This is a genomic window from Sphingobium sp. VMM, assembly GCF_056790315.1.
The window spans coordinates 24,083-30,870 of the sequence record NZ_JBXGSI010000034.1 but is presented as its reverse complement, the minus strand read 5'-3'; the positions used below and the strand labels follow the sequence as shown (position 1 = coordinate 30,870).

Here is a 6,788-nt window from a genome sequence, read left to right as displayed (position 1 = left end):
GACCGATACATAAATCGGGCCTTCCTTGCGGTTTACGAAGCTATGCTGGGTCTGCGCCATGAGCAGGGCATAAAACGCCTATCGCCTGGTGCCAAGCGTCAGCTTGTCTCTGTTCTCTATCGTAAGCAGCCATTCCGCAACCCACCCAACTCCGTCATCCAGCGAAGTCGAAGCGAGGCGCGTGCCTCGCTTCGAGGATCTCACTGCCTTCTGGGTTCTGAGAAGAACAGAGAGATGCCAGCCTTCGCTGGCATGACGAAATAGGGAAGTGTCCGCTAGCCGCTCATCTTGGTCTTTTGATGGGTGGCGCACTTGTCCAGGCGGCTTGGAGCCGGATGTCTCGACAGGCTCGAAACGAACGGCTGTTGCTATTTTTGTCGCCTTCCTATTAACTCCGACAAATGATGAGGATGACATGGAAGGCTAGCCGCCGCGATATGCTCGCGGGCGGCGTGGCGGGGCTTGCGGCTGCTGGCGCAGTGCGGGCGGGGGCAGCTCCGGCGGAAGCGGGAAAAGCGGTGCTGGCGCCGCGTCCGCCGATGGGATGGAATAGCTGGAACAGCTTTGCCACCACCATCACCGAGGCGCAGGCGCGCGAGACCGCCGGGATCATGGCGGAAAAGCTGCTGCCCTTCGGCTATGACATCTTCACCGTGGACATTCAGTGGTATGAGCCCGAGGCGTCGAGCTATACCTACAACGCCAAGCCCAGGCCGGCGATGGACGGCTATGGCCGGATGATCCCGGCGCCCAACCGTTTTCCCTCCAGCGCCGGGGGCAAGGGCTTCACCCAGCTTGCCAAGGACGTGCATGCGCTGGGCATGAAATTCGGCATCCATGTGATGCGTGGTATTCCGCGCGCGGCGGTGGAACAGAATTTGCCGATCTTGGGGACGAAATATCGCGCGGCGGACATTGCCGACAGGAAGAGCATCTGTAGCTGGAACCCGGACATGTATGGCGTCGACATGAGGCGGCCGGGCGCGCAGGCCTATTATGACAGCATCTTCCGCCTCTATGCCGACTGGGGCGTCGATTTCGTCAAGATGGACGATATGAGCCGGCCCTATGACGCTCATGCGGCGGAGATTGAGGCAGCGCACAAGGCCATCGTTGCGACCGGGCGGCCGATCATCCTGAGCCTGTCTCCGGGCGAGACGCCGGTGATGCGCGGCGACCATGTCCGCAAATATGCGCAGATGTGGCGCATTTCCGACGATTTCTGGGATGACTGGGCGATGCTGGAGGCGCAGTTTACCCGGCTGGAGAATTGGACGCCCTATCGCGGGCCGGGATCATGGCCGGATGCGGACATGCTGCCGCTGGGGCGGCTGGCGCTGGGTGAGCGCGATACCCGCTTCACGCCGGACGAGCAGCGGACGCTGATGACCCTGTGGGCGATCGCGCGGTCGCCGCTCATCATGGGCGGCGATCTGCGGCATCTGGATGCGGCGACGCTGGCGTTGCTGACCAACAAGGAGGTGATCGCGGTCAATCAGGCGAGTTACGACAACCAGCCCCATTTCATGGAAGATGGTGCGCGTATCTGGTCTGCGAAGGCCGAAGGGAGTGGGGATCGTTATGTCGCGCTGTTCAATACGGGCGAAAAGACGCGCGGCGTGGAAATCAGCCTGAGCCAGTTGGGGATCACTGGGGCGACCAAGATGCGCGATCTTTGGCAGGGCTCGGTGATGAAGCTGGAAGGCGACCGGGTTGCCGCGATCCTGCCGCCGCATGGGGCGGGACTGTATCGGCTGAGCGCTGCATAAGTATCTCCCCTCCCTTTCTAGGGAGGGGAACAAGGGGTGGGTGGCGAACGAAGTGAGCCTCCTGCGGAGGCACCCACCCCCGACCCCTCCCTTAAAAGGGAGGGGAGTAGAAGGGGATTACTTCCGGACCGCTGCGCTCTTGTCGCGGATGGCCTTGAATTCCGAGCCGGCCTTCCATTCGGGCCAGCGGGCCGAGAAGGCGAGGTCGCGGCCGATGTCATACATCAGGTCGACATCCTGCGCGGCGCCATCCAGCTTCCAGCTGTCGTCGACCGCGTCGCAGGCCTGGTGATAGCATTTGCCGGTATAGGCATCGATCCAGGCCTGGCCGGCGGCGCGGCCGCCGTCGACCATGTCGGATGCGCCGGCGAGGCCCATCATCAGCAGCACGGGCACGCCGCGCTTGGCCATGGAGAAATGGTCGGCACGGTAGAAGAGGCCGCGTTCGGGCAGGCTTTCCTGGGTGATGACGCGACCCTGCTTGGCTGCGAACTTGGCGAGATCGTCCTCGAGGACGTTCTGGCCCTTGCCGATCAGGATCACGTCCTTGGCCTTGCCGGCGGTCTGGAGCACGTCGATGGTCAGGTTCGCGACCGTCTTGTCGAGCGGGTAGACCGGGTTCTGGGCATAAAATTCCGACCCCAGCAGGCCGCGTTCCTCCGCCGTCCAGGCGGCGAAGACGATCGAGCGATCGGGGGTGGGGCCGGCCTTGAAGGTTCGGGCTATCTCGAACAGGCCGGCCATGCCGAGCGCGTCGTCATTGGCGCCGGCACGATAGATGCGGCCCTGCGCGTCGGGCGCGCCCTTGCCATAGGCGTCCCAATGGGCGCCATACATGACCGTCTCGTCCGGGCGCTTGGCGCCGGGGATGCGGGCGATGACATTGGCGCTCTTCACCACTTCCTGGGTGACCGGGAAGGCGGCGGAGAAGCTGGCTCCCTTGAGTTCGACCGGCTTGAATTTCGCCGAGCGGGCCTGCTTGCGCAGCGCGGCCAGATCCTGACCAGCACCGGCGAACAGCGCCTTTGCTGCCTCGCCCTCGACCCAGCCCTGCACCTGCAGGCTGGTCAGCTTGTCGGCCGGGCGGACGAGATCATAATTCTCGCCGCCGGGGCTGACGACCACGTTCCAGCCATAGCCGGCGCCCGGCGTGTCATGGACGATCAGCGCGCCGATCGCGCCGTGGCGGGCGGCTTCCTCGAACTTGTAGGTCCAGCGGCCATAATAGGTCATGGTCTTGCCGCCGAACTTGCCGAACGGGTCTTCGCCCTTGGCGGCTTCAAAGTCCGGGTCGTTGATCAGGAAGACGGCGATCTTGCCCTTCAGGTCCACGCCCTTGAAATCGTCCCAGCCGCGTTCGGGAGCGGATACGCCATAGCCGACGAAGACCATCGGCGCGTTGGCGACGGTGACCTTGTCCTTGGGCTGAAGGGTGGAGAGATAAACCTGCTTGCCGAAGGTCCAGGGGGTGGCGGCGCCATTTTGCGCGACCGACAGGCTTTCCGATTGGCCAAGGCGGGTATGGAGCAGCGGCACGGTCTGCACCCACTGGCCGTCCGGACCGCCCGGCTCCAGCCCCAGTTGCTCGAAGCGGGCGACGAGATAGCCGATCGTGCGCTCTTCCCCCACGGTGCCGGGCGCGCGCCCCTCGAACAGGTCGGACGCCATGGTGCGGACCGACTGTTCCAGCTTGGCCGGATCGGTTTTCGCCGGATCGGTCTGGGCGCTGGCGGGGAAGGACAGGGTGGCAAGGCCAAGGGCCAGGAGGGGGAGGGCGTGTTTCATGCCCGTGCCTTAACCCCCGCACAGGGCGGGGGAAAGGGCCGTTTCAGAACTCGATATCCAGTTCCTCGATATCGTCAGGTTCGGCGCGGGCGGCGTCGATCCATTCGCGCATCAGCGGCCAGCCGTTGATGGTGTCGCAATAGGCCGCAGACCTGGGTGAGAGTGGCACGGCATAGGTGAGGAAGCGCTGCGCCACCGGCGCGAACATGGCGTCGGCCACGGTCGGCTTTTCCCCGAACAGCCAGGGGCCGCCATAGGCGTCCAGGCATTCGGTCCAGATCGTCTCGATCCGCTCGATATCGGGCTTGGCGCCCGAGAAGATCGGGAAGCGGTCATGGCGGACCTTGAGGTTCATCGGCAGGGCAGAGCGCAGATTGGCGAAGCCCGAATGAATTTCGCCCGAGACCGACCGGCAATGGGCGCGGATGATGCGTTCGGCCGGATACATGCCGACCTGGGGATAGAGTTCGTGCAGATATTCCGCGATTGCGAGCGTGTCCCAGACGCTCGCCCCTTCATGGGTGAGGCGCGGCACCAGCACCGATGGCGACAAGAGCAACAGTTCGGCGCGATTTTCCGGATCATCGATGGCGATGATCCTTTCCTCCACCTTCAGCCCGGCGAGCCGGCACAAGAGCCAGCCGCGCAGCGACCAGGAGGAATAGTTCTTGCTGGACAGAGTGAGTTCCGCGACGGCCATCCATGCTCTCCCGATACACGGTTCCCGGCCCCCAAACGCAAAATCGCAGGGGCGGTTCCCTGGCAGATATGCCGAATGTTATTTTCCATCATTCATGATGCAGTGCAACATGAAAAGCATGTATAGCGTTTAAGGGAAGAACCGAGTCGTCTCCCCCAGGTTGAACAAGGTTGTTTTGGTAATATGCGAATGCTTTACGACGGTTACCAGGCCATGGAAGACATGCTGGCCCCGGCCCGCTTCGGGGCGCAGATGGCGCTGGCGATGCGCGACCATATGGGTCCGGTCGCCGACTGGCCGATGCCGCGCCGCATGTTCGCGCTGATGGACGTGTTCCAGGGCGCGCGTATGACCCACAAGCGCCCCGCCTATGGCATTGACCGCGTCCAGACCGGCAATGCCGAGGTCGAGGTGCGCGAGGAGATCGTGCTCGACCTGCCGTTCGGCGACCTGCTGCATTTCGTGAAGGACGATGTCGAGACCGCCCAGCCCAAGGTGCTGGTGGTGGCGCCGATGTCGGGGCATTTCGCAACCCTGCTGCGCAGCACGGTAGCGACGCTGTTGCAGGACCATGACGTCTATATCACCGACTGGAAGAATGCCCGCGACGTGCCGATGGAAGCCGGGCGCTTCGGTTTCGACGAATATGTCGATTATGTGATCCAGTTCCTGCAGGATATCGGGCCCGGCGCCCATCTGGTGTCGGTGTGCCAGCCCTGCGTGCCGGCGCTCGCCGCGGTGGCGCTGATGTCCGAGGATGAGGACGCGGCGACGCCCAGGTCGATGACCCTGATGGGCGGGCCGATCGATCCGCGCGCGGCGCCGACGGTGGTCAACGAACTGGCGAACGAGAAGCCGATCGAATGGTTCGAGGAGAATCTGATCTCGACCGTGCCGTTCCGCTATGCCGGGCGCGGGCGCGAGGTCTATCCCGGATTCCTGCAATTGTCCGCCTTCATGTCGATGAACATGGAGCGACACGGGTCGCAGCATCGCGAACTCTATCAGCTGCTGGCCGACGGCAAGACGATCGAGGCCGACAAGATCAAGACCTTCTACCAGGAATATTTCGCGGTCCTCGACATGACCAAGGAATTCTACCTGGAAACGGTCGACATGGTGTTCCAGCGCATGTTGCTGGCCAAGGGCGAATTGAAGGTCCATGGCCGGGCGGTGAACCCCGGCGCGATCCGCAAGACGGCGCTGCTGACGGTCGAGGGCGAAAAGGACGATGTCTGCGCGGTTGGCCAGACGTCGGCCGCCCATGGCCTTTGCACCGGCCTGCGGCCGCATCTGAAGCGCCATCATCTGCAGCCGGGCGTCGGCCATTATGGCGTCTTTTCCGGCAGCAAATGGGAAAAGCAGGTCTATCCCCAGGTGCGCAACATGATCCTGGCGATGAACTGACATCACCGGGAATGGATGTGAAAAAGGGGCTGCTTCCAGTGGAGGAAGCGGCCCCTTTTCGTTGGGTTGATCAGGCGGCTGCGCGATTGAGATAGGGCAGGCGGCTGGCGAGTGCCGGCGGCAGGCCAGTGACGATCGCGGCACGGGCGCGGTGCCAGAAGGCGGAGAGCAGCAGCAGCGTGCCGCCGATCACCAGCGCGGTGAGCGCGGCGGACAGTTCGACCGCGCCGACCTTCTGGAACAGGCTGTAGAGCGCATAGAGGACGTAGGCGAGGCTGGAGACCAGCAGTGCGCGGCGGTCGATCGCCAGCGCCACCAGGCCGAAGGCGAGATAGAGCAGGATCACCAGGAAGGCCTGTCCCGCATCGACCAGCCCATGGGTGATGCCCAGCAACTGGAACAGCGAATGGGCGATCATCGGTGCGGCGGTCAGGTGCAGCCAGAAGGCGACGTCGGAGCGGCGGCTGGTGCGGCCCGGATCGCTCATGTCCCAGCGCATGGCGAGGGTGAAGATGGCAAGGCCCGCGACCAGCAGCAGGATGAAGGGCAGGGTGTGGCTGAACGGGATCAGCCACATGGCAAGGCCGCCAACGATCGCGGCCGCGCCGGCTGCGCCGGCGGCGACGGTGATCGGCACCATGAAGCGGCGCCAGTGGAACCAGGCGGCGATCGCGGCGCTGAGGCCGGCGAGCGAGGCGACCAGGCCCGCGCCGTCATTTTGCGCGTCGGGGATCATCGGTCCGATCAGCAGCGCTGCGGTGAAGGCGATGCCGCCGACAAAGGCGAGCAGCAGCAGGATCGAAGGCAGCGCCATGCGCAGGCGTCGCGTGAAATATTCAGCCAGTCCCCAGGCGGTGCCAGCGACGAACAGGCCGGACACGAAGGAGGGCTGGTGCGGGGTGGTGATGCCGAGGTGAACCTCGTTTCCGAGTCCCGCGACCGCGACCAGCAGGATCACCGAGGCGATGGCGACGAAAATATCGTTGAAGCCGGTCAGCAGGCGAAAATGTTCCTCGTCCACCGAACTGGCGCGTAGCCGGGCGACATGGTCGCGCAGCGCCTGGGCGCTGGCGGGCGTCAGCGCGCCGGCCGCTACGGCATCTTGCAGATCGCTCTCGCTATACATT

5 protein-coding genes are annotated in these 6,788 nt (G+C 64.1%); 2 read left to right on the top strand and 3 right to left on the bottom strand.

Translation table 11 applies throughout. The features are described from left to right. Positions 1-410 precede the first annotated feature (410 nt). On the top strand, positions 411-1,769 hold the full coding sequence (locus ACUCV3_RS26155) for a glycoside hydrolase family 27 protein (protein ID WP_279728411.1): 1,359 nt from the start codon (positions 411-413) through the stop codon (positions 1,767-1,769). Positions 1,770-1,886: 117 nt separating this feature from the next. Here ACUCV3_RS26155 and ACUCV3_RS26150 read toward each other — a convergent pair whose 3' ends face one another. Continuing rightward, the gene (locus ACUCV3_RS26150) at positions 1,887-3,554 is read right to left on the bottom strand and encodes a M28 family metallopeptidase (protein WP_482241393.1); all 1,668 of its coding nucleotides are present in this window, start codon (positions 3,552-3,554) and stop codon (positions 1,887-1,889) included. 43 nt (positions 3,555-3,597) lie between these two features. After that, positions 3,598-4,254 (bottom strand): glutathione S-transferase, encoded by a 657-nt coding sequence (locus ACUCV3_RS26145; RefSeq protein WP_004207782.1) that lies wholly within the window; start codon positions 4,252-4,254, stop codon positions 3,598-3,600. Positions 4,255-4,437: 183 nt separating this feature from the next. On the opposite strand from ACUCV3_RS26145, the gene ACUCV3_RS26140 reads away from it, so the two are divergent. Beyond that, on the top strand, positions 4,438-5,661 hold the full coding sequence (locus tag ACUCV3_RS26140; protein WP_279728414.1) for a polyhydroxyalkanoate depolymerase: 1,224 nt from the start codon (positions 4,438-4,440) through the stop codon (positions 5,659-5,661). Between the two features lie 70 nt (positions 5,662-5,731). Here the strand turns inward: ACUCV3_RS26140 and ACUCV3_RS26135 are convergent, their stop codons facing one another. Further along, positions 5,732-6,787: a hypothetical protein gene (locus ACUCV3_RS26135; protein ID WP_017502407.1), complete on the bottom strand. Its 1,056-nt coding sequence runs from the start codon at positions 6,785-6,787 to the stop codon at positions 5,732-5,734. Position 6,788 lies beyond the last annotated feature (1 nt).

Excerpts from the sequence above, each read along its gene's own strand:
- ACUCV3_RS26155 (WP_279728411.1), top strand. The coding sequence starts at position 411 with ATGACATGGAAGGCTAGCCGCCGCGATATGCTCGCGGGCGGCGTGGCG.
- ACUCV3_RS26150 (WP_482241393.1), bottom strand. The coding sequence starts at position 3,554 with ATGAAACACGCCCTCCCCCTCCTGGCCCTTGGCCTTGCCACCCTGTCC.
- ACUCV3_RS26145 (WP_004207782.1), bottom strand. The coding sequence starts at position 4,254 with ATGGCCGTCGCGGAACTCACTCTGTCCAGCAAGAACTATTCCTCCTGG.
- ACUCV3_RS26140 (WP_279728414.1), top strand. The coding sequence starts at position 4,438 with ATGCGAATGCTTTACGACGGTTACCAGGCCATGGAAGACATGCTGGCC.
- ACUCV3_RS26135 (WP_017502407.1), bottom strand. The coding sequence starts at position 6,787 with ATGTATAGCGAGAGCGATCTGCAAGATGCCGTAGCGGCCGGCGCGCTG.